The 23,492-nt window shown below is 73.6% G+C and carries 26 protein-coding genes; 14 read left to right on the top strand and 12 right to left on the bottom strand.

What is annotated here, in order from left to right:
• Positions 1-87 precede the first annotated feature (87 nt).
• Positions 88-987 (top strand): universal stress protein, encoded by a 900-nt coding sequence (locus tag FB382_RS14515; RefSeq protein ID WP_182540229.1) that lies wholly within the window; start codon positions 88-90, stop codon positions 985-987.
• 24 nt (positions 988-1,011) lie between these two features.
• Here FB382_RS14515 and FB382_RS14510 read toward each other — a convergent pair whose 3' ends face one another.
• Positions 1,012-1,458 (bottom strand): CBS domain-containing protein, encoded by a 447-nt coding sequence (locus FB382_RS14510; RefSeq protein ID WP_182540227.1) that lies wholly within the window; start codon positions 1,456-1,458, stop codon positions 1,012-1,014.
• A gap of 58 nt (positions 1,459-1,516) precedes the next feature.
• Here FB382_RS14510 and FB382_RS14505 point away from each other — a divergent pair, with 58 nt between their 5' ends.
• The gene (locus FB382_RS14505; protein WP_220481360.1) at positions 1,517-2,350 is read left to right on the top strand and encodes a hypothetical protein; all 834 of its coding nucleotides are present in this window, start codon (positions 1,517-1,519) and stop codon (positions 2,348-2,350) included.
• Here the strand turns inward: FB382_RS14505 and FB382_RS14500 are convergent.
• Positions 2,347-2,727 (bottom strand): YchJ family protein, encoded by a 381-nt coding sequence (locus tag FB382_RS14500; RefSeq protein ID WP_182540225.1) that lies wholly within the window; start codon positions 2,725-2,727, stop codon positions 2,347-2,349. The genes FB382_RS14505 and FB382_RS14500 overlap by 4 nt on opposite strands.
• Positions 2,728-2,796: 69 nt before the next feature.
• Between FB382_RS14500 and FB382_RS14495 the strand changes: the two genes are divergently transcribed.
• From FB382_RS14495 to FB382_RS14460, 7 genes are all read left to right on the top strand, one after another.
• Positions 2,797-4,221: a magnesium chelatase ATPase subunit I gene (locus FB382_RS14495; RefSeq protein WP_182540222.1), complete on the top strand. Its 1,425-nt coding sequence runs from the start codon at positions 2,797-2,799 to the stop codon at positions 4,219-4,221.
• A complete protein-coding gene (locus FB382_RS14490; RefSeq protein WP_182540221.1) occupies positions 4,214-6,253 on the top strand; it encodes a vWA domain-containing protein in 2,040 nt (679 codons plus the stop codon). The genes FB382_RS14495 and FB382_RS14490 overlap by 8 nt, the downstream gene beginning before the upstream one ends.
• Before the next feature lie 163 nt (positions 6,254-6,416).
• Entirely contained in the window at positions 6,417-7,190 is a 774-nt protein-coding gene (locus FB382_RS14485) for a TSUP family transporter (RefSeq protein WP_182540219.1), read from the top strand.
• Positions 7,187-8,581 carry a YigZ family protein gene (locus FB382_RS22245; protein ID WP_343055615.1) on the top strand — a complete coding sequence of 465 codons (1,395 nt, stop codon included), beginning with the start codon at positions 7,187-7,189 and terminating at the stop codon, positions 8,579-8,581. The genes FB382_RS14485 and FB382_RS22245 overlap by 4 nt, the downstream gene beginning before the upstream one ends.
• A gap of 24 nt (positions 8,582-8,605) precedes the next feature.
• Positions 8,606-9,136 carry a DinB family protein gene (locus FB382_RS14470; RefSeq protein WP_343055614.1) on the top strand — a complete coding sequence of 177 codons (531 nt, stop codon included), beginning with the start codon at positions 8,606-8,608 and terminating at the stop codon, positions 9,134-9,136.
• Positions 9,133-9,627 carry a GNAT family N-acetyltransferase gene (locus FB382_RS14465; RefSeq protein WP_182540217.1) on the top strand — a complete coding sequence of 165 codons (495 nt, stop codon included), beginning with the start codon at positions 9,133-9,135 and terminating at the stop codon, positions 9,625-9,627. The genes FB382_RS14470 and FB382_RS14465 overlap by 4 nt, the downstream gene beginning before the upstream one ends.
• A 7-nt stretch (positions 9,628-9,634) precedes the next feature.
• Entirely contained in the window at positions 9,635-10,849 is a 1,215-nt protein-coding gene (locus FB382_RS14460) for an MFS transporter (RefSeq protein WP_220481359.1), read from the top strand.
• Here FB382_RS14460 and FB382_RS14455 read toward each other — a convergent pair.
• Together FB382_RS14455 and FB382_RS14450 are read right to left on the bottom strand one after the other, a co-directional pair.
• On the bottom strand, positions 10,761-12,110 hold the full coding sequence (locus FB382_RS14455) for an ABC1 kinase family protein (protein ID WP_182540215.1): 1,350 nt from the start codon (positions 12,108-12,110) through the stop codon (positions 10,761-10,763). The genes FB382_RS14460 and FB382_RS14455 overlap by 89 nt on opposite strands.
• Positions 12,107-13,066 carry a helix-turn-helix transcriptional regulator gene (locus tag FB382_RS14450; protein ID WP_182540213.1) on the bottom strand — a complete coding sequence of 320 codons (960 nt, stop codon included), beginning with the start codon at positions 13,064-13,066 and terminating at the stop codon, positions 12,107-12,109. Before FB382_RS14450 ends, FB382_RS14455 begins: the two co-directional genes overlap by 4 nt.
• A gap of 61 nt (positions 13,067-13,127) precedes the next feature.
• On the opposite strand from FB382_RS14450, the gene FB382_RS14445 reads away from it, so the two are divergent.
• Entirely contained in the window at positions 13,128-13,691 is a 564-nt protein-coding gene (locus tag FB382_RS14445; RefSeq protein WP_182540211.1) for a mycothiol transferase, read from the top strand.
• An 11-nt stretch (positions 13,692-13,702) separates the two neighbouring features.
• Here FB382_RS14445 and FB382_RS14440 read toward each other — a convergent pair whose 3' ends face one another.
• Complete coding sequence (locus FB382_RS14440; RefSeq protein WP_182540209.1) at positions 13,703-14,806, bottom strand: ScyD/ScyE family protein; 1,104 nt, start codon at positions 14,804-14,806, stop codon at positions 13,703-13,705.
• Between the two features lie 87 nt (positions 14,807-14,893).
• Positions 14,894-17,479 (bottom strand): CHAT domain-containing protein, encoded by a 2,586-nt coding sequence (locus tag FB382_RS14435; RefSeq protein WP_182540207.1) that lies wholly within the window; start codon positions 17,477-17,479, stop codon positions 14,894-14,896.
• 86 nt (positions 17,480-17,565) lie between these two features.
• Between FB382_RS14435 and FB382_RS22920 the strand changes: the two genes are divergently transcribed.
• Positions 17,566-18,870: a S8 family serine peptidase gene (locus FB382_RS22920; protein WP_182540205.1), complete on the top strand. Its 1,305-nt coding sequence runs from the start codon at positions 17,566-17,568 to the stop codon at positions 18,868-18,870.
• A gap of 13 nt (positions 18,871-18,883) precedes the next feature.
• Here the strand turns inward: FB382_RS22920 and FB382_RS14425 are convergent, their stop codons facing one another.
• Together FB382_RS14425 and FB382_RS14420 are read right to left on the bottom strand one after the other, a co-directional pair.
• On the bottom strand, positions 18,884-19,339 hold the full coding sequence (locus FB382_RS14425) for an SH3 domain-containing protein (protein ID WP_182540203.1): 456 nt from the start codon (positions 19,337-19,339) through the stop codon (positions 18,884-18,886).
• Positions 19,323-19,955 (bottom strand): RNA polymerase sigma factor, encoded by a 633-nt coding sequence (locus tag FB382_RS14420; protein ID WP_182540201.1) that lies wholly within the window; start codon positions 19,953-19,955, stop codon positions 19,323-19,325. The genes FB382_RS14425 and FB382_RS14420 overlap by 17 nt, the downstream gene beginning before the upstream one ends.
• 280 nt (positions 19,956-20,235) lie before the next feature.
• On the opposite strand from FB382_RS14420, the gene FB382_RS14415 reads away from it, so the two are divergent.
• Both FB382_RS14415 and FB382_RS14410 read left to right on the top strand, forming a co-directional pair.
• Positions 20,236-20,499, top strand: a complete 264-nt coding sequence (locus FB382_RS14415) for a hypothetical protein (protein WP_182540199.1) — start codon at positions 20,236-20,238, stop codon at positions 20,497-20,499.
• Positions 20,500-20,535: 36 nt separating this feature from the next.
• The gene (locus tag FB382_RS14410; RefSeq protein WP_182540197.1) at positions 20,536-20,796 is read left to right on the top strand and encodes a hypothetical protein; all 261 of its coding nucleotides are present in this window, start codon (positions 20,536-20,538) and stop codon (positions 20,794-20,796) included.
• Positions 20,797-20,884: 88 nt separating this feature from the next.
• Here the strand turns inward: FB382_RS14410 and FB382_RS14405 are convergent, their stop codons facing one another.
• From FB382_RS14405 to FB382_RS14395, 3 genes are all read right to left on the bottom strand, one after another.
• A complete protein-coding gene (locus FB382_RS14405; protein ID WP_182540194.1) occupies positions 20,885-21,244 on the bottom strand; it encodes a YciI family protein in 360 nt (119 codons plus the stop codon).
• 104 nt (positions 21,245-21,348) lie between these two features.
• Complete coding sequence (locus tag FB382_RS14400) at positions 21,349-21,690, bottom strand: hypothetical protein (RefSeq protein ID WP_220481358.1); 342 nt, start codon at positions 21,688-21,690, stop codon at positions 21,349-21,351.
• Between the two features lie 122 nt (positions 21,691-21,812).
• A complete protein-coding gene (locus FB382_RS14395; RefSeq protein ID WP_182540192.1) occupies positions 21,813-22,256 on the bottom strand; it encodes a hypothetical protein in 444 nt (147 codons plus the stop codon).
• Between the two features lie 241 nt (positions 22,257-22,497).
• On the opposite strand from FB382_RS14395, the gene FB382_RS14390 reads away from it, so the two are divergent.
• A complete protein-coding gene (locus tag FB382_RS14390) occupies positions 22,498-22,692 on the top strand; it encodes a hypothetical protein (RefSeq protein WP_182540190.1) in 195 nt (64 codons plus the stop codon).
• Positions 22,693-22,812: 120 nt separating this feature from the next.
• Here the strand turns inward: FB382_RS14390 and msrA are convergent, their stop codons facing one another.
• The gene (gene msrA, locus FB382_RS14385) at positions 22,813-23,457 is read right to left on the bottom strand and encodes a peptide-methionine (S)-S-oxide reductase MsrA (protein WP_425490087.1); all 645 of its coding nucleotides are present in this window, start codon (positions 23,455-23,457) and stop codon (positions 22,813-22,815) included.
• Positions 23,458-23,492: the final 35 nt, after the last annotated feature.

Here is a 23,492-nt window from a genome sequence, read left to right as displayed (position 1 = left end):
GTTGCGCCCTGCCCGCGCGTGCGGGCGGCCGCGAGAGTCGAGGTGGGACACGACCGGCACACGCCGGACCAGACCAGGGAGGACCCCATGACCACCACCCCCAGCGCCACCCGACCCGGCACGATCGTCGTCGGCGTGGACGGCTCGCCCTCCGCCTCACGGGCGCTCACCTGGGCGATCGAGCAGGCCCGCCGCGAGAACCGCGGCATCACGCTCGTCCACGGTTTCAGCCCCACCAGCCTGTCGTGGATGTCGGCGCCCGGCCTGGACCGTCGCGTGCTCGTCGACGCGTTGCGCGAGGACGCCGACGCGATCGTCCACGACGCGGCCCGCCAGGTCGCCGAGGCGGCTCCCGACATCGCCGTCGACCGGGTGGTCCGGGTCTCCGACCCCCGCGAGGTGCTGCTCGAGCTGTCGCAGGACGCCGCCCTGGTCGTCGTCGGGTCGCGCGGCCGCGGCACGATGGCCAGCCTGATGCTCGGCTCCGTCGGGGTGGCCGTGACCCGGCACGCCAAGTGCCCGGTCGTGGTCATGCGCCCCACCCACGAGGGCACCGTCCGTCACGGCGTGCTCGTCGGGGTCGACGGGACTGAGAGGTCCACGGCGCCCCTGGACTTCGCCTACGCGATGGCCTCGGCCCGCGGGCTCCCGCTGACCGTCGTGCACTGCGTGTGGGACCAGCTGGCGGCGCCGGTGACGGCGTACCTCCTCGACGACGAGCCGCGCGACGACGACCTCGCGCCCCAGCACCTGGCCGTGGCGGAGTCGACGGCCGGCCTGGCCGAGAAGTACCCCGACGTGCACGTCACCATCCGCATCGCCCGCGGCTTCGCGGACGAGATCCTGGCCCGGTGGTCGGACCGGATGGACATCGTCGTCGTCGGCGCCCACCACGGGAGCAACCTCGCCGAGGCCACCGGTGGCTCGGTGGCGGCCGGCGTCGTGGAGCACGCCCACAGCCCGGTCGCGGTGGTCCCGCTGGGCTGATCCTGGGCGGATCGCCCGCAGGGCTCAGGGCCGGTCGGTGCCGAGCAGGTGCCGGCCGGCCACCAGCGCGACGATGTCCGACCAGGTGACCACGCCCACGACCCGACCCGAGTCGTCGACGACGGGGAGCGCGTCGACGAGGGCGTCCAGCATCACCGACGCGGCGTCGCGCACCGACGCGTCCCGGTGCACCCGCGGCCGCTCGGCGACCGGGGTCCGCGTCAGGGTGTCGGCGACCAGCCGTGGTGCCTGACCCGGGCCGCGGGGAGCGGAGCCGAGCGCGAGCAGCGCCTGCTCGGCGGAGAGGAGGCCGTGGCAGGTCCGGTCCGGGTCGACCACCACGAGGTGGCGCAGCGCGGTGCGGACGAACGCGTCCAGGGCGAGACGGAGTTCGCAGTCGGAGCGGATCGCCACGATCTGTCGCGACATGATCTCGCTGACCGAGGTTCCGGCCGCGTCGGTCTCGTCCATGCCTCCACGGTGCGGCCGCGCCGCCCGCCCGGACAGGGGCCAAGGTCCCGTCCCGACCGTGTCGATCAGCAGCCCCATCGGTAGCCTCGCCGCCGTGCTGCCGTCGCTGCCGTCGCCCCGCGTGCTCGACCTCTTCGCCGTGCCCGACGACCCCCGGCCGCTGCCCGGTGGGCAGGGCGCCAGCGTGCGGGCGGGCGACCTCGTGCTCAGCCCGGGCCGCGACCAGGAGACCCAGGCGTGGCTCAGCCCGGTGCTGGCCCGGCTGGCGGTCCGTCTCGACGAGGACCCGCACCGGACCGCGCGCGATCTCCGGGTCGCGATGCCGGTGCCGGCCCGCGACGGGACCTGGGTCGTCGACGGCTGGGCGGCCAGCCGCTACGAGCCGGGGACCGAGTCGTGCCACGACCTCGAGGTCGTACGACGCACCGGCGACCTCCTGCACGCCCAGCTCGCCGTCGAGATGCCCCGACGTCCGGCCGCGCTCGACGGCCGCGTGGACCGGTGGGCGGTCGCGGAGCGGATGGCCTTCGGCGAGGCGCCGGTGGACCGCGACGACCTCGCGGCCGACCTGGCCCGCTCGCTGCTGGCCGGGCTCGCACCGGCCGCCGCCCCCGCCGGGCTCGTGCACGCCGACCTCGCGGGCAACGTCCTGCTCGACCTCGCCGGCGCCCCGGTCGTCATCGACGTCTCGCCGGCCTGGCGCCCGGCCTCCTGGGCGGACGCCGTCTGCGTGCTGGACTCGGTGCTGTGGCGCGGTGCCGACCCGGCCAGGCTCGACGACCCGCCCCGCGAGGACCTGCTGCGGGCCGTGGTGTTCCGGGTGCTCTCCGACGACCCGGCCGACGTGACGGCGTACGCCGCGGTCGCGGAGCGCGCCCAGCGGATCCCCTAGGAGACCTCGCCGTCGACGTAGACCCAGCGCTTGCCGCGCTGCTCGAAGCGGCTCCGCTCGTGCATCGAGCCGGGGGTCCCGGACCGCGACCAGGACGCCACGAACTCCACCCAGTCCTCGCCCGAGTCGAGGATCTCCAACCCGGTCCACTCCAGGTCGGGGTCGGGGGAGAGGTCGGGGGAGAGGTCGTCGGGACGGGTGCGGGGGTGCCAGGTGCGGAACACGTAGTCGGTCTCGCCCACGGCGTACGCCGCATAGCGCGCCCGCATCAGCTCTTCCGGCGACACCGGCAGCGCGGCGCCCCGGTGGAACCGTCCGCAGCACGCGTCGTAGGTCGCACCCGATCCGCACGGGCAGGTCTGCTGGAGGCTGGCCATCCTGGCAGCCTACGGTCCCGCAACGTGGACGAAACCCCACGGGTTGGATCGCTGAGTAGCGTGGAAAACGTGACGTCTGCACCCAGCAACCAGGCCAGCACCCCGACCAGCACCCCGCCCGCGATCTCCACCGTCGGCGCGCTCCGGGCCTCCGGCCACGTCGAGAAGACCCTGCGGCAGGAGATCCGCGACAACCTGCTGGCGGCGCTTCGCGAGGGTCGCGACCCGTGGCCGGGGCTGCACGGCTTCGAGGACACCGTCATCCCGCAGCTCGAGCGGGCGCTGCTCGCCGGCCACGACGTGGTGCTCCTCGGCGAGCGCGGCCAGGGCAAGACCCGGCTGCTGCGCACGCTCGTCGGGCTGCTGGACGAGTGGACGCCGGTCATCGAGGGCTCCGAGCTGGGCGAGCACCCCTACGACCCGATCACGCACGGCTCGCGGCGCCGCGCGGCCGAGCTCGGCGACGACCTGCCGGTGGCGTGGCGGCACCGCGACGAGCGGTACGCCGAGAAGCTGGCCACGCCGGACACGAGCGTGGCCGACCTGATCGGGGACGTCGACCCGATGAAGGTGGCCGAGGGCCGCTCGCTGGGCGACCCGGAGACCATCCACTTCGGCCTGATCCCGCGCTCGCACCGCGGGATCGTCGCGATCAACGAGCTGCCCGACCTCGCCGAGCGCATCCAGGTCGCGATGCTCAACGTGATGGAGGAGCGCGACATCCAGATCCGCGGCTACGTCCTGCGGCTGCCCCTCGACGTCCTCGTCGTCGCCAGCGCCAACCCCGAGGACTACACCAACCGCGGCCGGATCATCACCCCGCTCAAGGACCGCTTCGGCGCCGAGATCCGCACCCACTACCCGACCGAGCTCGAGGACGAGGTCGCCGTCATCCGCCAGGAGGCCAGCCTGGTCGCGGAGGTGCCCGACCACCTCGTCGAGATCCTGGCCCGCTTCACCCGGGCGCTGCGCGAGTCCAGCGCCGTCGACCAGCGCTCGGGCGTCTCGGCCCGCTTCGCGATCGCCGGCGCCGAGACGATCGCGGCCGCGGCCCTGCACCGTGCCACCTCCCAGGGCGAGGACCACGCCGTGGCCCGCGTCGTCGACCTGGAGACGGCGGTCGACGTGCTCGGCGGCAAGATCGAGTTCGAGTCCGGCGAGGAGGGCCGCGAGCTGGAGATCCTGGGCCACCTGCTGCGCACCGCCACCGCCGAGACCGTCCGCCAGCACTTCCGCGGCCTGGACTTCGCGCTGCTCGTCGACGCGATCGAGGCCGGCTCGATGGTGACCACCGGCGAGCAGGTCACCGCCCGCGACTTCCTCACCGGGCTGCCGGTGCTGGGGGAGTCCGAGCTGTACGACGACGTGTGCGACCGCCTCAACGCCACCAACGACGGCGAGCGGGCCGGCGCGATCGAGCTGGCGCTGGAGGGGCTCTACCTCGCCCGCCGGGTCAGCAAGGAGTCCGGAGGCGGCGAGACCGTCTATGGGTAGGCACGTGCGGGACACCCGCTACGGCCGTTACGACGGCGGGCCCGACCCGCTCGCGCCGCCGGTCGACATCGCCGAGGCGCTCGACGCCATCGGCGAGGACGTGATGGCCGGCTACAGCCCCGAGCGGGCGATGCGGGAGTTCCTGCGCCGCGGCGGACGCGACCAGCGCGGCCTCGACGACCTGGCCCGCCGGGTCGCCGAGCGGCGCCGCGACCTGCTCCAGCGACACCACCTCGACGGCACCCTGCAGGAGGTCCGCGAGCTGCTGGACCACGCCCTGCTCGAGGAGCGCAAGCAGCTGGCCCGCGACGTGACGATGGACGACGCCGACCGGGCCTTCCGGGAGATGCAGCTGGAGAACCTCCCAGCCTCCACGGCGGCCGCGGTGAGCGAGCTGTCGTCGTACGACTGGTCCTCGCGGCAGGCCCGCGAGGACTACGAGAAGATCAAGGACCTGCTCGGCCGGGAGATGCTCGACCAGCGCTTCGCCGGCATGAAGAACGCCCTCGAGAACGCCACCGACGAGGACCGGGCCGCGATCAACGAGATGCTCGGCGACCTCAACGAGCTGCTCGACAAGCACCGTCGCGGCGTCGACACCCAGGACGACTTCGAGGCGTTCATGGACAAGCACGGCGACTTCTTCCCCGAGCGGCCCCGCGACGTCGAGGAGCTGCTCGACTCGCTCGCCCAGCGGGCCGCCGCGGCCCAGCGGATGCGCAACTCGATGACCCAGGAGCAGCGCGACGAGCTCGACGCCCTGGCCTCCCAGGCGTTCGGGTCGCCCGAGCTCATGCAGTCGCTCTCGCAGCTCGACGCCAACCTCCAGGCGCTGCGGCCCGGCGAGGACTGGGGCGGCTCGGAGCGCTTCGACGGCGAGGAGGGGCTCGGCCTCGGCGACGGCACCGGCGTGCTCCAGGACCTCGCCGACCTCGACCAGCTCTCCGACCAGCTCTCCCAGTCCTACGGCGGCGCCCGCCTCGACGACGTCGACCTCGACAAGCTGGCGCGCCAGCTCGGCGACGAGGCGGCCGTCGACGCCCGCACGCTCCAGCGGCTCGAGCAGGCGCTGCGCGACAGCGGCACCCTGCGGCGCGACTCGACCGGCCAGCTCAAGCTGACCCCCAAGGCGATGCGCCAGCTCGGCAAGGCGCTGCTCCGGGACGTCGCCAACAAGATGTCGGGCCGGCAGGGTCAGCGCGACCTCCGGCAGGCCGGGGCTGCCGGCGAGCGATCCGGCGCGACCCGCGAGTGGGCCTTCGGCGACACCGAGCCCTGGGACGTCACCCGCACGGTCACCAACGCCGTGGTCCGCACGGTCTCGGAGGGCCGCTCGGCGCGCGACGGCGTACGCCTCGAGATCGGCGACGTCGAGGTCACCGAGACCGAGGCCCGCACCCAGGCGTGCGTCGCGCTGCTCGTCGACACGTCGTTCTCGATGGCGATGGACGGTCGGTGGGTGCCGATGAAGCGCACCGCGCTGGCGCTGCACACGCTGATCCGGTCGCGCTTCCGCGGCGACGCGCTGCAGCTGATCGGCTTCGGGCGGCACGCCGAGGTGATGGACATCGAGCAGCTCACCGGGCTGGACGCCATGTGGGACAAGGGCACCAACCTCCACCACGCGCTGCTGCTGGCCAACCGGCACTTCCGCAAGCATCCCAACGCTCAGCCGGTGCTGCTGATCGTCACCGACGGCGAGCCGACGTCGCACCTCGAGCCCGACGGCGAGGTGTGGTTCAGCTACCCGCCGCACCCCCTGACGGTGGCGTACGCCGTCCGCGAGCTCGACAACGCCGGACGGCTGGGTGCGCAGACGACGTTCTTCCGGCTCGGCGAGGACCCCGGCCTGGCCCGCTTCATCGACTCGATGGCCAAGCGCGTCGACGGCCGGGTCGTGGCCCCCGAGCTCGACGACCTCGGCGCCGCCGTCGTGGGCTCCTACCTCGGCTCCCGCGACCCGCGGGCCGGCGGTGGCTACGGCGGCTACGGCGACTGGTTCGGCAACCGCGGGTTCTGGGTCGGCGACTGACCTCCGGCCGAGCGGTGAGCTGTGAACCGTCTCTGGTGCGCGAAAGGTTCACAGCTCACCGCTGACGCGTTCGAGCGGTGGGCGGTGAACCTTTCGCGCGGCGCGTTCGGTTCACAGCTCACCGCCCGGGCGCCAGCGGGCACACCCGCCTACGATCACCCGCGTGGCCGACCCGACGACTCTCCTCCTGCTCGGGCTGGCCGGGCTCGCGGCCGGGTTCGTCGACGCGGTCGTGGGCGGCGGCGGGCTGATCCAGCTGCCGGCGATCCTGATCGGCCTCCCCAACGCCTCGACCATCCAGGTCCTGGCCAGCAACAAGGTCGCCTCGATCAGCGGGACGACCGTCAGCGCGGCGACGTACTACCGCCGCGTCCGCCCCGACCCGCGCACCTTCCTGCCGCTCATGGCGCTCGCCTTCGCCGGCTCGATGGCCGGCGCGCTCGTCGCGACGCAGGTCCCGCGCGAGGCGTTCGACCCGATCGTGCTGGTCGCGCTGGTGCTCGTCGGCGGCTACGTGCTGTTCAAGCCCGCCCTCGGTGACGCGACCGCGCTCCGCTTCGCCGGCCACCGGCACACGGCCGCCGCGATGGGCACCGGCCTCCTCGTCGGCTTCTACGACGGCGCGCTCGGCCCCGGCACCGGCAGCTTCTTCGTCTTCACCCTCGTCGGGCTGCTCGGCTACAGCTTCCTCGAGGCCTCCGCCAAGGCCCGGCTGGCCAACTGGGCGACCAACCTGGCCGCCATCGTGATCTTCCTGCCGCAGGGCGCGGTGCTCTGGCGGGTCGCGGTCGTGATGGGGCTGTGCAACATCGTCGGCGGCTACGTCGGCGCGCGGACGGCGGTCAACCGCGGCACCCGTTTCGTGCGGATCTTCTTCATCCTCGTCGTGTCCGCGTTCATCGTGCGGCTCGGCGGCGACGTGCTGGGCGCCTGGTGAGCACCTACCTGACCATCGCCCGCGACGGCGGCGCCGAGATCGAGGCCAAGCGGTCCCGCTTCCTGGCCACCCTCGCGCGCGTCGAGGACGAGGCCGCCGCCCGCGCGGTCGTCGAACGCCTGCGCAAGCAGCACTGGGACGCCGGGCACCACTGCTCGGCCTTCGTCCTCGGCCCGCCCGGCCCCGGCCGCGTCGAGCGGTCCAGCGACGACGGCGAACCCGCCGGGACCGCCGGCGCCCCCATGCTCGAGGTGCTCCGCGGCGCCGGGGTCGGGGACGTCGTCGCGGTCGTGACCCGCTGGTTCGGCGGGACGCTGCTCGGCGCGGGCGGCCTCGTCCGCGCGTACGGCGATGCGGTGCGGGCCGCGCTCGAGCAGACCGGCACGCTCCGGCGCGAGCTGGTGCGCGAGCTGGCCCTCGAGGTCGACCACGCCGACGCCGGCCGGATCGAGGGCGAGCTCCGCTCCCGGGACGTGGCCGTCCTCGACACGGCCTGGACCGACCGGGTGACCCTCCGGCTCGGCGTGGCCCCGGACGGCGAGGAGCGGCTGCACGCCCTCGTCGCCGAGCTACAGCCGGCAGCGGCGTCGCCACACCCGTCGGGGAGTCGTGGGTCGACCGGCCCTGACCCGGGCAGGACTAGCCTCGGCTCCATGTTCTGGATGAGCGCCTTCCTCGACCTCGCGTCGAAGGACTTCGAGCACGGAGTGCTGTTCTGGGCGCAGGTCACCGGCTACCGGGTCTCGGCGCCGCGGGGCGAGCGCGAGGAGTTCGCGACGCTGGTCCCGCCCGACGGCGACGACTTCCTGCGCGTCCAGCGCCTGGGCGAGGGGCCGAGCCGGATCCACCTCGACCTGCACGTCGACGACCCGCGCGCCGAGGCCGCCCGCGCGGTGGCGCTGGGGGCCACGCAGGTCGACGACCACGGCTACGTGGTGATGCGCAGCCCCGGCGACCTGACGTTCTGCTTCGTCCGGCACCGCTCGTCGACCCGTCCCCGGCCTGCGACCTGGCCGGGCGGGCACCGCAGCCTGGTCGACCAGGTCTGCCTCGACCTGCCCGCGAGCCTGGCGGACGCCGAGACGGAGTTCTGGCACGCCCTCACCGGCTGGGAGCTGTCGGAATCACCGGTGAGCCGGGGATTTCGACGCCTCGAGCGCCCCACCGGCATGCCCTTCCGGATCCTGCTGCAGCGCCTGGACGAGCCCGACGGGCCGGTCCGGGCCCACCTCGACCTGGCCAGCGACGACCGCGCCGCCGAGACCGCCCGCCACCAGCGGCTCGGCGCGACGGTCGTCCAGCGCAACGACCGCTGGACCGTCCTCACCGACCCGGCCGGATCGGCGTACTGCATCACCGACCGCGACCCCGAAACCGGGGTGCTCGCATGACGCGCGCCGACTAGCGTGACGGCCGTGACCGAGACCTCGAGCATCATCCGCACCGATCCGCCCCTCGCCGCCGACGAGACCACGACGCTGCGGGCCTTCCTCACGTTCCAGCGCGACACCCTCCGGATGAAGACCGAGGGCCTGACCGGCGAGCAGCTCAACCAGACCCTCGCCCCCTCCGAGATGACCCTCGGCGGGATGCTCAAGCACCTCGCGCTCGTCGAGCACTGGTGGTTCGCGTGCATCTTCCTCGGCCAGGAGTACGCCGAGCCGTGGGCCTCCATCGACTGGGAGGACGACGCCGACTGGGACTGGCACTCCGCGTCGGAGGACAGCCCCGAGGAGCTGCGCGCCCTGCTCGACCGCGAGGTCGCCACGAGCGACGCGATCGTCGACCAGGTCTCCGACCTCGGCACCCTCTCGACGCGGAAGAGCCGCACCGGCGAGACGTTCAGCCTGCGCTGGATCCTGGTGCACATGATCGAGGAGTACTCCCGGCACAACGGCCACGCCGACCTCCTGCGGGAGTCGATCGACGGGTCCACGGGCGAGTGACCGACCCGCACATCCGGCCCGCAACGGACGACGACTGGCCGCGGATCTGGCCGTTCTTCGACGCGACGGTGCAGGAGGGCGAGACCTACGCCTTCCCGCTCGACCTGACCGAGGAGACCGGCCGCAGCTGGTGGATGGAGCGGCCCCCCGGCCTCACTGTCGTCCTCGAGGAGGAGGGCAGGGTGCTGGGCAGCGCCAAGATGGGGCCCAACCGCCCCGGCCACGGCGACCACGTCGGCACCGCCTCCTTCATGGTCAGCCCCGACGCGCGCGGCCGCGGCGTGGGCCGCCGGCTAGGGGAGCACGTCGTCCAGTGGCACCGCGACCACGGCTTCGCCGGCATCCAGTTCAACGCCGTCGTCGAGACCAACACCGCCGCCGTCGCGCTGTGGCGCTCGCTTGGCTTCGAGGTCGTCGGCACGGTGCCGGGTGCGTTCCGCTCGCCCACGCACGGTCGCGTCGGCCTGCACGTGATGTACCTGGCCCTGTGAGGGCGTCGTGAACCTCCGCGAGGTCCCGCGCCTCGTCTGGGTGCTGGCGGCCGGGCGCTTCATCGGGTCGATGACGTCGTTCCTGATGCTCTTCCTGACCCTCTACCTCACCGGCCCGCGCGACCTGCCGGTCCCGACCGCCGGCCTGATCGCCGGCACGTTCGGCGTCGGGATGCTGGTCGGCAACTTCACCGGCGGCCGCTGGGGCGACCGCTTCGGCCACCGCCGCACCCTGATGGCCTGCTCGACCGTGTCCGGCCTCGGGATCGCGTCGGTGCCGTGGCTGCCGGTCGAGGCCCTGGCGGTCGCGCTGCCGGTCTTCGCCTACCTCGCCGCGACCGCGTCGGTCTCCACCGGCGCGCTGTCCGCGCTCGCGGTCTCCCGCGGCGATCGACGTACGTCGGTGGCGGTGGGCCGGGCCGCCTCCAACGCCGGCTTCGTGATCGGCCCGCCGCTCGGGGCGCTGATCATCAGCCAGAGCTACGACGCGCTGTTCGTGATCGACGGGCTGATGACGCTGGCGATCCGGTTCGCGGTCGCGCCGTTCCTGCCGCACGACCAGCCGCACGTCATGCGCGACGCGTCTGCGCCCAGCCTGTGGCGGGCGTTGCGGGCCGACCGGGCGCTGATGACCCTGCTGCCCGCGGTCGTCCTGGTCGACATCGTCTACCGCCAGCTCTACACGACCGTGCCGATCCACCTGCGCGACGCCGGCCAGCCGGTCGCGCTCTACACCGCGCTCAACGCGATCGGCTCCGGCCTGATCCTGCTGCTGGAGATCCCGGTGGCCCAGCGCCTCAAGCGGCGGTCGTCGTACCCCATCATCGCGACCGGCTACCTCCTCGTCGGCGCCGGCTTCGCGCTGTTCGGCCTGCCGGTCTCGGCAGCCACCGCGATCCTCGCGATGGTGGTGCTGACGGCCGGGGAGATCCTCTACAAGACCACCGCGACCGCCCACGTCCTCGACGCGGCGCCGGACCACCTCGTCGGCCAGTACCAGGGCCTCTACACCGGCGCCGCCACCAGCGGCACCATGCTCGCCGCGCCCATCGGCACGGCGATCTACGCGACCGCGCCGGCGCTGCTGTGGCCGCTGTGCGGCGTCGCCGGGGCGATCGCCGCGGTGGCGGTGCTCAGCTCGGGTCGGGGCCAGGCTCCGCGAAGCCCGGCAGCGACTCCGTCAGGATCTGCCGGAACGGCGCCTCCGCCTCGAGCTGGCTGAGCACGCCGATCCCGCCGAGCCAGGTGCGGTGGATCAGCAGGTACGACGGCGGCAGGTTGAGCTTCATCGCGATCGTGTACGTCGGGGACCGCGGGTCGTTGATGCGCTGGAACTGCTGCTGCATCCAGGCCCGGGAGAACCGGAACCGCTCGACCTGTGTCGGCTCCACGAAGGGCGACAGGTAGTCGAGCAGCTGGGCCGGGTCGATCCGGACACGGTCCTTGACGAAGCCCTCGCTCCGCAGGCCCTCGAGCAGCGCCTCGTCGTCCTCGATGCCGGCGATCCGGATCAGCGAGCCCATCGCGACGGGCAGCGCGCCCTCGGGCAGCCGCGCGACCGCGCCGAAGTCGAGCACGCCCATCCGGGCGGGTCCGCCGTCGGGGTCGGGCACGACGCGGAAGTTGCCGGGGTGCGGGTCGGCGTGCAGCATCCCGGTGCGCGCCGGCCCGGCGAAGAGGAACCGCACGAAGAGGTCGGCGAAGTGGTCGCGCTCCGCCTGGCTGCCCTCGGTGATCACCGAGGCCAGGGACGCGGGGCTCTCGAGCCACTCGGTGACCAGCACGGTCTCGCCGACGGCGACGACGTCCGGGACCACGATCTCGGGGTCGTCGCGGAACGCCGCGGCGAACGTCCGCTGCGCCTCGGCCTCCAGTGCGTAGTCGAGCTCCTCGGTCGCCCGCGCCTGCAGCTCGGCCACCAGCGGCTTGATGTCGACTCCGGGCACCAGCGGCCCGATCGTCCGCGCCAACCGGGCGAGCTGGCGCAGGTCGGAGCGCAGCGCGTCACCGGCGCCGGGGTACTGCACCTTGACGGCCACCTCGCGCCCGTCGTGCCAGCGGCCCTTGTGCACCTGGCCGATCGAGGCGGCCGCGGTCGGGCCGCCGTCGAGCCAGACCAGCTGGTCCTTCCAGTCCGGGCCGAGCTCGCGGGCCAGCACGTCGCGCACCACCTGCGTGGGCATCGGGGGAGCGGAGTCCTGCAGCTTCACCAGCTGCTCGCGGTAGGGCGCCGCCAACTCCTCGGGGAGCGCGGCCTCCAGCACCGACAGCGCCTGGCCGAACTTCATCGCCCCGCCCTTGAGGTCGCCCAGGGTGCGGAACAGCTGCTCGGCGGTGCGCTGCTGGATCTCGTTCATCACGGCCTCGGCCGGCTTGCCGCCGAGCCGCTTGCCGAGCCCGATCGCATTGCGTCCGGCGTAGCCCAGCGGCAGCGCGGCCAGCCTCGCCGTCCGCGCAGCGGCCTTGCGGGGCAGCTCGGTCATGACGTCATTGTGACAGCCGCCAACAGGCCCTGCCCGATCGACCGCGCAGCCTCCTGCAGCTCGGGGCCGCCGACGATGCGGTACGGCGCCCGCAGGCCGGCCAGCTGCTCGGCGTACCACCACGGGTTGTTGGTGCTGCCCACGAGCCGGGTCGTGCCCTCATCGACGGCCTCGAGGCGGCCGAGCACGCGGGGCAGCCGCCACGCGACGGACTCGAGCGGCGCCGACACGACCACCTCGGTGTCGTACTCCCAGCCCACCGCGAGGTTCTCCTCGAGCAGCGCGACGGGGTCGAGGTCGGCCGGCGGCTCGAAGTCGCCCTCGATCGCCACGACGTCGTGCACCCGGTCGACCCGGTAGGTGCGCACGGCGTCGGCGCGCAGCGACCGGCACACGAGGTACCACCGCCCGTGGCGTACGACGACCGCCCACGGGTCGACCTCGACCTCCCACTCCGAGCCGGACTCGGTGCGGTAGCCGAGCCGCAGTCGGCGACGGTCCGAGCAGGCCTGCACGAGCGTCGCGGTGGTGGCCGGGTCGGGCCGGGCGGCGGCCCGGTCGGGGGCCGCTGCGGTGGCCCGGCGCACGGCCTCGGCCTGGGCGGCGACCTGCTCGGGGAGGGCCCGGATGATCTTGCCGAGCGCCCCGCCGACCAGGCCGGTCGGGTCGCTGGCGTCGTGGTGGCCGTCGAGGACGGCCATCACCAGGCCGAGCGCCTCGGTGGCGTTGAAGACGAGGGGCGGGAGCCGCAGGCCGCGGCCGAGCCGGTAGCCGCCGTAGGGCCCGCGGACCGACTCCACGGGAATGCCGGCCTCGCGCAGCACGCTCACGTAGCGCCGGGCCGCGCGGTCCGAGACGTGCAGCCGTTCGGCCAGCCGCGCGGCGGTGATGCCCGGGTGGTCCTGCAGCACCTGCAGGCACACCAGGGCCCGCGCGGTCGGGTTCGACTCGTCCATCCGGCCAGCGTGCCACGTATTCCGGCAACGATTCGACCGGAATGCGTCCTACGGTGCCGGCATGAGCACCGACACCGTCACCGACTACCCGTGGGAGCCGCCCGTCGCCGGCACCGAGACCGAGCACATCGTGGGCGCCCTCGACCGGCTCCGCACCACGTTCCGCTGGAAGGCGGGCGGCCTGGACGCCGCCGGCCTGGCCACCACGATCGGGGCCTCGACCCTGACCCTCGGCGGGCTGCTGAAGCACCTCGCCCAGTGCGAGGCGGGCATCTTCAACAGCAAGTTCCGCGGGCTGCCGCTGGGCGAGCCCTGGGACAGCGCCCCCGGGGACGACGAGGACTGGGACTTCCACTCGGCCGCCGCCGACAGCCCCGAGCAGCTCTACGCGCTGTACGACGACGCCGTGGCCCGGTCGCACGAGGTCCTCGCCGCCGCGATCGCGGACGGCGGGCTCCAGCAGCCGGCGTACGTCTCCTGGCCGGACGGCCGGCACGCCAACCTGTGCCGGCTCGTGTGCGACCTGGTCGAGGAGTACGGCCGGCACACGGGCCACGCCGACCTGCTCCGCGAGGCCGTCGACGGCCTGGTCGGGGAGGACCCGCCCGCCCGCTGGACGCCCTGAACGCCTGACCGTCAGGGCAGGTAGCGCACCACCTTGCCGTCGGGTGCGCCCTGGTCCGGCGGCAGCGCGTCGATGGTCGCGAAGACGGTGCGGTGGTTGATCTCCACGGCGGCCGGCAGCGGTGCCTTCGTCCACGTGTGCACCGCGGTCTCGCCGTGCCGGACCTTGACGATCTTGTTGGCGAAGAGCTCGGCGATCAGCATGTTGCCCTTCGGCGTGACGGCGATGCCGGTGGGCGTGAACAGGCCGGAGAGGATCTGGCTCATGTGCCCGGTCTTCGGGTTGATCTTGTAGACCGCGCCGAGCGGGAGCTGCTCACCGAGGCCGCCGCCGAGCGTGGTCACGTAGAGCTTGCCGTCCGGCCCCATCTCGACGTCGGTCGGCACCGACTCGCCGTAGTAGGTCAGCCCGACCACGCAGTCGGGGGCACCGAGGGCGGTGGCGAGGTCGGCCGTGATCTCGACCGGCACGGCCGGGGTGACCGCGAGGCTGGTGATCGTGCCGTCGTCGGCGATCGCGAGCACGGCGTTCATGCCGGCGTCCGCCACGTAGACCGTCTTGGCGGTCTGGAGCGTGGCATACGGGTGTGAGTCGAGCTGTCCCTCGTAGACCGGCGGCCCGAACTGGTCGGTCGGCCACTGTGCCGCACACTCGTCGGAGATGTCCGGCATGCCGTAGGTGATCACGCCGTCGGGGTTGTTGGCGTTCTCGAAGGCGCGGATGTGGGCCAGGGTGCGTGCCTTGCCGTCCGGGCGCAACAGCTTGAGCCACGAGTCGGTGTTGGACTCCCCGTTGCCCTCGGTCTCGGCGAACAGCACGCGACCGTCGCGCACCGAGACGCCGCCGACCTCGTTGTGGGCCTTGGAGGCGTAGACCTTCGTGGCCTTGCCGCCCGCGACCTTGTCCAGCTCGCCGGTGAAGTTCTGGGTGACGTAGACGTTCTTTCCCTCCACGGCCAGGGTCAGCGGACCGACCAGCCCCCGCGCCAGCACGACCTTGCCGGATGGCTTCGCGAGCGGGTCGTGGGCCCGGGACGCCCCGGCCGGCGAGGCCGACAGGGCGCCGAGCGCCAGCGCGGACGCGGCGGTGATGGCGAGCAGACGTGGGGTGCGCATGGGGGACCTCCGGGTCGACGGATGGATCCCCGACAGTCTTTGATGCCCCGTGACCGGAGTGAATACCTCAATTCGGGCATGTCGCGGTCAGACCCCGAGGGCGAGGAAGCTCGCGGCGGTCGCCTCGCGCACCGGGTCGCCGCGCGCGGCCCGCCGCGCGCCGAGCAGGGCGGTGGCGAGGTCGGCGCCGTCGCGCAGGCCGGCGTGGAGGTCGACCATCACCTCGACGGTGGCCCGGTCGTCGACGACCGCCACGCTGGCCACCACGCCGGCCGTGCCCACCTGGAGCAGCGTGGCCACCAGCCCGAGGAGCTCGCCGGCCCCCACCGGGGCCATCACCCCCGACTCGCAGGCCGACAGCACGACGCGGTGCGGTGGCCGCGCCATCCGCTCGAGGTCGTGGACCGTGAGTGGCCCGTCGTCGAGGTCGAGCGCGGAGAACAACGGACTGTCGCTCCGGAAGCGCCCGTGCGCCGCGACGTGCGCCAGACCCGCCCCGTCGAGCGCGGCCAGGCTCCGCTCGACCGTGGCGTCCCGGCCGCGCAGCACCATCGCGTCGTGGTGCTGCGGCGCCACGACGTCGATCTCCGCCCCGCCCGTCGTCAGCAGCGGCCCGGACACGAAGACCACCCGCGTGCTCACCGGCCGGCGCTCCCGGGCCCGCAGCCACAGCGCCGCGGACGGTACGACGCTGTGCGGCCGGTCCGCGAGGACGGGGAGCAGCCCCCAGGGCACCCCGTGCAGCCGGCTGGTCGGTGATACGACGACGGCCGGCACGTCGCGGAGCAGGTCGGCCGCGCCGCCGAGCAGGGCCTCCTGCAGGCGCGACCCCGCCTCGGCGAGCGGCGCCGGCCGGCCGGCCGCGGCGCGACGCAGGGCGTGCCGGGCGAAGTCGACGCTGCGGAAGGTCTCGTCAGCGTTGCCGAGCGTGACCTTCCGGACCCGTCCGCCGTGGACGACGACCGCGTGGAGCCGCTCGCCGACCTCCACGTGCTCGACCAGGGCGCACTCGCCGACCGCGGACACCAGCGCGGCCACGTCCAGGTCGGCCGACGTCGTGGGGGAGGTGCCGGCGGCACGCCGCAGGCGGCGCCGTACGTCGTCCTCCGCGCGGGCCCGTTCCGCCTCGAGCCGGGCCACGTCGCCCCCGTCGCGGCGTGCGGTCTGCAGGCGCCGGGCGTTGTCGCGCAGGGCGGCCAGCGGCGCGGCGACGTCGTCGGGCCCGGCCGGTCGGACCGGCGGCTGGGTCAGCGCCGTGGCGCGCCAGCGCTCGCTCCACCACAGCAGGCTGCGCGGCCCGCCGTCGACGGCCTGGGCCAGGGCGAGCCGGGCCAGGTCCTCGCCGTGGCCGGTGGCCAGGGCGCGCAGTTCGGAGCTGCCCAACGTCGCCCGGTGGGTGTCCAGGGCGGCGAGGCCGCGACGGCAGGCGTGCGCGACCCCGCGGCGGTCGCCGGCCAGCTCCCGCTCGAGTCCCAGCGCCAGCCAGCCACCAGCCCGGACGAGCGCGGTGCGGTCGGTGCGGTGCGCCGCGGCGTGTGCCAGCAGCCCGGCCGCGGCCGCTGGGTCGACCCGGGCGGCGAGTCTCCCGGCCACCAGCCACGCGACGGCGGCCTCCTCCGACCGGGCGGACTCCAGCTCCTCCGCCACGCGACGCGCGGTCGGCAGCAGGCGTCGGTCCACCCGTCGGGCCATCTCCCGTGCGCGCACCATGACCAGATGGGCGTGCAGCGCGTCCCACCCCCGGCCGGTCCTGCGGAAGGCCGCCAGCGCCACTCGCGCCTGGTCGAGCGCGGCCGCGGCCTCCCCGGCCGCGAGCAGGGCCGTGGCCCGGCGCAGCTGCAGCTCGGCCCGCTGGACGGGGAGCCCGTGTCGCCGCTCCAGCTCGGCGTCCACGACGGCCACGGCCTCGCGGGGCAGGCCGGCGGCGAGGAGCGCGGTCGACCGGTCCATGGCCAGCGGGGTCGTGTCGAGGTGGAGGTCGGCGTACCTCTCGTCGGCGCGGTCGTAGGCCGCGAGCGCCGCCGGCAGGTCGCCGCGGGTCACGGCGACCACGCCGAGGTTGTGCTGGGCGAGCACGGCCTCCACGTCGTGCCCGAGGTCGACGAACAGGTCGCGGGCGGCCCGCACCTGCTCCTCGGCAGCCACCACGTCCCCGACCGTCAGGAGGAGCAGGCCCAGGACGTTGCGGGTGCTCGCCTCCCACGCCGCGTTTCCCGTGGCGAGGAAGCCGGCCAGGGCGCCCCGGAGGTCGGCGAGACCGTCGTCGTGGCGGCCGAGCACCCACGACAGCGACAGCCCGCGTCGCATCAGCACCTTCGCGGCCAGGTCGGGGTCGTCCGCGCCGGCCACGGCCCGGCCCAGCTGCGCCAGCCCCTCGCGTGTCCGGCCCTGCGTGACCAGGGTGAGGCCGAGGGTGGCCCGCACGTCGGCCGCCCGGTCGGCGTCCCCGGACCGGACCGCGAGCCGCAGTGCCGCCCGCAGCTCCCGCACGGCCGGCTCCCTCTCCCCGGTGTCGCGCAGCACCAGCCCGAGCGTGTGCCGGGCGACCGACTCCCACCAGGGGTCCGGTGCGCCGTCGAGCAGCGCCCGCGCCCGCGTCCGCGCCAGGTCGTGGTCCTCGAACGCCAGGTCGAGGAGCTCGGCGGCGCTGGTCGGGGAGCGATCGGTCGGCATCCGTGGCCTTCCCAAATCAGGCGATTCCCCGATCGTCCCGCAGGTCTAGCGTCCGGGGGAACGTCCCTCTCGGGAAGGAGCCGCCCGTGCCCATCAACGACCTCGCCAGCGGAGACGACCGCCGCCGCGTCGTCGAGCAGGTGGAGCTGGTCCGCGAGGACCACGGCGCCGAGCGCGTCGCCTGGGACTCCGAGCTGCCCGAGGACTTCCACTACCTCTACGACCCGGACGTGCTGCTCGTGCGCTCGACCGACCGCGCGCGGGTCGACGAGGTGCTCGACGTGCTCAACGGGAGCGGCGACTTCGACGGCACGGTCACCGACGCCGACCTGCCGCTCGACGACAGCGGCCGCGACCCGCTCCCGATCGTGCGGGTGCTGCTGCCCGGGCGCGTCGACGGCGACCCGCGCCGGGTCCCGCTCGCCCTCGACGCCCTGGACGCGCGGGGCGTGAACGACACCGAGGTCGTGGCCACCCCCAACCACTGGGTGCACCTCTGCGGTCCCGGCAACACCCGGCTGTGCCCGGCCAGCGAGCCGTCGGAGACCGGGCTCGACAAGCCGTGGCCGGCCGTGGCGTCCGACGCCGGCCTGGGCGGGGGAGTCCGGGTCTCCGTGGTCGACAGCGGCTGGCACGCCGCGGCGGGGCAGCCGCTGGGTCCCACGCCCTGGCTCGAGGACGTCGACGGCGACGACGAGCAGAACGTCGCGCTGCTGCGCCCCTACGCCGGGCACGGCACCTTCATCGCCGGGGTCGTGCGCTGCCTGGCACCCGGCACGACGGTGTACGTCGAACGCTTCCTCACCGGGACCGGGGCGATGCTCGAGACCGACATGGTCGCCCAGCTCCGCCAGGCCCTCGCGCGCGAGCCGCACCTCATCAACCTCTCGGCCGGCGCCGTCACCCGGCGCAACCATCCGCTGCTGAGCTTCGAGGCGTTCTGGGAGCAGGACCTGAGCCAGACCCCCAACTGCCTCCTCGTGGCCGCGGCGGGCAACGACGCCACGGCGGCGCCGCTGTGGCCAGCCGCCTTCGACTGGGCGCTCGGGGTCGGCTCGCTCGACCGGGACGGCCACGTGTCACGGTTCTCCAACCACGGCCCGTCGGCGGACGTCTACGCGCTCGGCCGCAACCTCGTCAACGCCTATCCCGACGGCACGTACGTCTGCCACGAGACCCCCGACACCGGGGACGTCCGGGTCTTCGACCGGGGGATGGCCCGCTGGAGCGGCACGTCGTTTGCCGCGCCCGTCGTGGTCGGCCTGATCGCCGCCGAGCCGGGCGCGGACGCCGACGTGTTCGCCGCGCGGGACGCCGTGCTGGCTCGGGCCGGGACGGCGATCGACCCGCTCGGCAGCCCCGTGCCGGCGCTGTTCCCGCCCTACACCTGAGCGGATCTCGCGATCAGGGGACGACCCACTCGGTCACCAGGCGCGCTCCGCCGCGACGGACGCAGAAGCGCACCGGACCGCCGTCCGCGAGCGGCGTGTCCAGGCTGAAGAAGCCGGACCCGTCGGCGATGGCCGAGGCGGTGCGGCCGTCGGCCCACTCGAGGACCACCTCGCCGGCGCCGGTCACCTGGCCGAGCACCCGTCCGCCGGTCAGCTCGACCTCCAGGGTGAGCCCGTCGCCGGAGAACTCCAGCGTCCGGGCCTCGTCGTCACCCCGGACGGCCGCTGCGGGCTCCCGCTCGGAGTCGAAGGTCAGCGCCAGCAGCTCCTCGTCGACGTTGCGCCAGGCGTAGGCAGCGCGCGCGGCCTCCCGCCACCCGTCGGGCACCTCCCGGTCGGCCGCGAGCGTCTCCCCGACGAGCCCCTCGAGCTCGTCGTCGCCGAACGGGCTCTCACTGAACGGGGACATGGTGACCACCTTCTCCTCCCGAGGCGCCGGCCGGGTCCGGCGAGGCTGTGTAGGCGCGCATCGCGCGCGTGTCGCGGAGCTGGCGCAGTGCCCGGGCCCGGGTGGGCCCGATGCTGCCGACCGGGATCTTCAGGGTGCTGCTGATCTCGTCGTAGGGCACCGGTGGGTCGTCCATGAGCATCTCCAGCAGGCGGCGCCGCTGGGTGGGCAGCTCGGCCAGTCCGGCGCGGACGGCCCGACGCAGCTCGTCTCGCAGCAGGTCCTCGGCGATGTCCGCCTCACCGGGAAGGTCGCCGGGCACTCCGTCCAGGGCCGGGCCCTGGGGGTCGATGCTGGTCGTGCGGCGGCCCGACTCCACGGCCCGCAGCGCCTCGCGCCGGGCGGTGGTCGCGAGCCAGCCGGGCAACGCCCGCGGGTCGCGCAGGTCGCCGAGGTGCTCGACGAGCCGCAGCCAGACGGTCTGGTTCACGTCCGCGGCGTCGGCCGGGCTGAGCCGGAAGCGGCGTACGACGCCGTGCACGAGCGGCAGGAACTCCTCGACGAGGGCGTCCCACGCGCCGGCGTCCCCGTCGCGGGCGGCGGCGACGAGCGAGAGCACGGTCGGCGGCTCGTCCATCGTCGGCCTCCTCGTGGGCCTGCTCGTCTGCCCTGCCAGCGTCACGGTGTCCATCGGCCTGCCTCCTTCGGACCTACAGAGGGGCGCGGGGCCCACCTGATACGTCCGAGGCCGAGACGCAGCCGGCCGATCGTGCCTCCACCGTGGCACGCGCCGGCGGTGAAGGACATGCCTTTTCCGGGCCATCCGCCGGGCCCATGTATCACCGCGCCGATCCGCCGGTCTGTCCCTGCATCCCGCCGGCGACCGCCGCCGCGGGCCCTGGAAAGGAACAACCGTGATGTCTCACCTCACCACCGGTGGCCGACGCGTGATCGCGGCCGCCTCGCTCCTCGGCCTGCTCGCCACGGGTGCCGCCTGCGGCGCCCGGACGGACACCGTCAAGGACCTCGGCAGCAACCTGTCCGGCGCGACCGGCCAGCAGACCCAGCAGGACCGGTCCGAGCGCTCGCTCGACGCCGACGCCCGTCGGGCCGCCCACGGCCGGCTCCCGGCCCCGTCCCCGGCGCCAGCCGGCAAGCGGGTCCCGGACTACCGGCCCTGATCCACCACCCCACACCACGAGAAGGAACCAACCGTCATGTCCCACACCACCAGCACCACCAGCCGTCGCGGCCTTGCCCTGGCCTTCGCGGGCCTCGCCCTCGCCGCCACGACCGCGGCCTGCGGCACCCAGCAGGGCACCGACATCAAGGACACGGGCTCGTCCCTGTCCGTGCCCCGGCACGGCGCGGTCACGCAGTCGCCCCCGCCGGACGCCACCTCGGCCAACCTGGCCGAGCACCTCCTGCAGGGGAAGAAGTTCAGCCCGCCCCCGGCCGGGATGCGGGTCCCCGACTGAACACACCGCCACACCACACCGCCACACCAGGCAGCGCCCGGACACCAGGGGGGTCCGGGCGCTGCTGTGTGCCGGTGGCGGAGTCGGGTCAGACGCTCGGGCCGCGCGGCTTGAACCGGCGTACCTCCTGGGGCCACCCGCACGCCTCGGCGATCCGGCCGGCCCACATCCGGGCGGTCTCCTCGTCGGGGACGTCCACGATGGTGAGCCCGCCGAGCCACTCCTTGCTCTCGGTGAACGGCCCGTCGGTGAAGGACAGGGTGCCGCTGGTCGCGTCGGCGCTGAAGGCCTCCTCGACCTCCTCGACCAGCCCGCCGGCGAAGACGTACTGACCGGCCGCATGCAGGTCGTCGATGACCGCGCGGGCGAGCGGCCCGCGTCCGCGGAACCACTCCTCGGTGTGGTCGCCGACCCACTGCTGGTTGAAGTAGATGAGGTACTCGGTCATCCCCTGCTCCTCGTTTCCCGTCGATGTGTGCAGCGAGCCAGGTGCCCGCGTCAACCTATCCACGAACGGGCAGCAGGGGATACGACATCGTCAGCCGGGGAAATTCATCCGGGTTCGGCGTGGGGCTCCAGGAAGCTCACCGGAAGCCCGCGCGACCGCGCGTGCTCGAGCTCCCGACGGGTGCTCTCCCCGAGGTAGCCGCCCACGTTGACGACGAGGACCTCGTCCGCCATCGCGATCTTCTGGAGGTGGACCCGACCGAGCCGTTCGCGGTCCTCGGAGCTCAGCTCCGTGGACGGATCCAGCGCGGTCGGCGTCAGCACCACGTGGCCGGCCAGCGTCAGTTCGGCGTCGAGACGCGCGAACTCCTCACGGAACCGCATCGATCCGCAGAGCGTGATGACGGTGAACTCATCGGGCGGCATGCGCGGGTCTCCACGTGTCACCGGGGGAGGCTAACAACCCCGGATCAGGCGGTCCCGGGGAACTTCACGCCCGTGTTGGAGTGGCAGCGGCAGCCGTGGGGGTTCTTCACGGGTGCTGCCGGTGGCTGTCGGTGCACCACAGGTCAGCGCGGCAGCTTCGGGTAGGCAAGCACGAGACTCCGTGCCCCGGTCGCCGTGCCGCAGTCCCGCAGCGCGTCTCCAGCCTCGCCCAGTCCGCGCAGGAAGTCATCAGGGTTGTAGAACCCTCCGCCACCCACGAAGTGGGAACCGACGCTCACGGACCCGTCGAAGTCGCCCGAGAACAGCACCGATTGGCTCGTGGAGTCCCACGATGTCCCGGCGGGCCAGAACACCACCGAGTTGCCCAGCATCAGGCATTCACCGCGCAGAATCAGATTGCCCCTGACGGTTGCCAGCGGGTACGGCGCACCCGGTATCGACACTGCCACCACGGGCCCGTTCACGACACCGGTCGCCTCCGTCGGGTCCTGGCGCAGGGCCAATGTCAGCACGGCCGCGACCACCACCACCGCGAGTCCGACCCCGAGCCTCACCAGCCACCGCACAGTGGAATTGTGCGCTCAGACCACGACAGGTGCTGCATCTTCTCCGATCAGCGGATGTGGGGCACCGCCTCTGCCAACATGGCGTCCGATGAACGTGCGAGCCCGTCTACCCACTGCGGCAGGTCTCCTGCTCATCTCCTCGTGGACCGCTGGGTGCGACCCGGATGAGCAGGGCGAGGCCTCTTGCTCCCTGAGCGCGAGCATCGCGTTCGAGAGTCGGGAGTACATCGCGGTTGGGTCCTTGCCCGGGCTCAAGCGCACCGAGATTCACGCAGGGAAGCGTCTCGGCACTGCCGAAGCCGCAACGTGCCCGGGGCAAGCGGTGCAGGAAGTGCACGTCTTCAAGGTCGTTGGCGTCCCCGTTGCCCAGGCCGTCTTCGCCAAGCCGGAGTTCGGTCTGATGGAACGCTGGAACCAGGACGGAGCCATCAAGTAGCACCTCCCCTCACCCGCCATCAGTGCGTCGGGTGGAGACCAGGTCGAGCTGGCGACGCTCATGCCGAGGACGACGAAGGCCCCGCGTCAACAGACGCGGGGCCTTCGGTCTTCTGCTCGTTCAGGCGGGGAACTTCACGCCGGTGTTGGAGTGGCAGCGGTAGCCGTGCGGGTTCTTCGCGAGGTACTGCTGGTGCAAGTCCTCGGCGTAGTAGTAGGTCGGCGCGGTGCGGATCTCGGTGGTGATGCTGCCGAGCCGGCGACGCTCGAGCTCGGCGCCGTAGATCGCCGTCAGCTCGCGGGCGGTCTGCTCCTGCTCCGGGGTCGTGTAGTAGATCGCGGAGCGGTACTGCGTGCCGATGTCGTTGCCCTGGCGCATGCCCTGGGTCGGGTCGTGCACCTCGAAGAACGTCTTGACGAGGTCGGCGTAGGAGACCTTCGCGGGGTCGAAGACGATCCGCACGGCCTCGGTGTGGTTGGTCCGGCCCGAGCAGACCTCCTCGTACGACGGGTGCGGGGTCGTGCCGCCGGCGTACCCGACCGACGTCGACCAGACGCCCGGCTTCTGCCAGTAGATCTCCTCGGCGCCCCAGAAGCAGCCCAGGCCGAAGAACGCGACCTCGTAGCCGTCGGGGACCTCGTCGGTGACCAGGGGAGTGCCGAGGACCTTGTGGGTCGCGGCGAGGGGGAACTGGCGCTCGCTGCGACCGGCGAGGGCCTGGTCGTCGGCGACGAGCTCGGACTTGTGGCGGGAGAACAGCGACACGGTGGTGACTCCTTGCAGGGAAGAGGCTTTCACCA

Source organism: Nocardioides ginsengisegetis (assembly GCF_014138045.1).
GTDB lineage: Bacteria > Actinomycetota > Actinomycetes > Propionibacteriales > Nocardioidaceae > Nocardioides > Nocardioides ginsengisegetis.
Note: the sequence above shows the minus strand (reverse complement) of the source record. Positions and strands in the feature narration are given on the sequence as shown.

Bases quoted from the DNA above. Each gene is read 5' to 3' on its own strand.
- FB382_RS14515 (WP_182540229.1), top strand. From the start codon at position 88: ATGACCACCACCCCCAGCGCCACCCGACCCGGCACGATCGTCGTCGGC.
- FB382_RS14445 (WP_182540211.1), top strand. From the start codon at position 13,128: ATGAGCACCGACACCGTCACCGACTACCCGTGGGAGCCGCCCGTCGCC.
- FB382_RS14455 (WP_182540215.1), bottom strand. From the start codon at position 12,110: ATGACCGAGCTGCCCCGCAAGGCCGCTGCGCGGACGGCGAGGCTGGCC.
- FB382_RS14410 (WP_182540197.1), top strand. From the start codon at position 20,536: ATGTCCCACACCACCAGCACCACCAGCCGTCGCGGCCTTGCCCTGGCC.
- FB382_RS14490 (WP_182540221.1), top strand. From the start codon at position 4,214: ATGGGTAGGCACGTGCGGGACACCCGCTACGGCCGTTACGACGGCGGG.
- FB382_RS14405 (WP_182540194.1), bottom strand. From the start codon at position 21,244: ATGACCGAGTACCTCATCTACTTCAACCAGCAGTGGGTCGGCGACCAC.
- FB382_RS14435 (WP_182540207.1), bottom strand. From the start codon at position 17,479: ATGCCGACCGATCGCTCCCCGACCAGCGCCGCCGAGCTCCTCGACCTG.
- FB382_RS14425 (WP_182540203.1), bottom strand. From the start codon at position 19,339: ATGTCCCCGTTCAGTGAGAGCCCGTTCGGCGACGACGAGCTCGAGGGG.
- FB382_RS14510 (WP_182540227.1), bottom strand. From the start codon at position 1,458: ATGGACGAGACCGACGCGGCCGGAACCTCGGTCAGCGAGATCATGTCG.
- FB382_RS14450 (WP_182540213.1), bottom strand. From the start codon at position 13,066: ATGGACGAGTCGAACCCGACCGCGCGGGCCCTGGTGTGCCTGCAGGTG.
- FB382_RS14500 (WP_182540225.1), bottom strand. From the start codon at position 2,727: ATGGCCAGCCTCCAGCAGACCTGCCCGTGCGGATCGGGTGCGACCTAC.
- FB382_RS14415 (WP_182540199.1), top strand. From the start codon at position 20,236: ATGTCTCACCTCACCACCGGTGGCCGACGCGTGATCGCGGCCGCCTCG.
- FB382_RS14440 (WP_182540209.1), bottom strand. From the start codon at position 14,806: ATGCGCACCCCACGTCTGCTCGCCATCACCGCCGCGTCCGCGCTGGCG.
- FB382_RS14420 (WP_182540201.1), bottom strand. From the start codon at position 19,955: ATGGACGAGCCGCCGACCGTGCTCTCGCTCGTCGCCGCCGCCCGCGAC.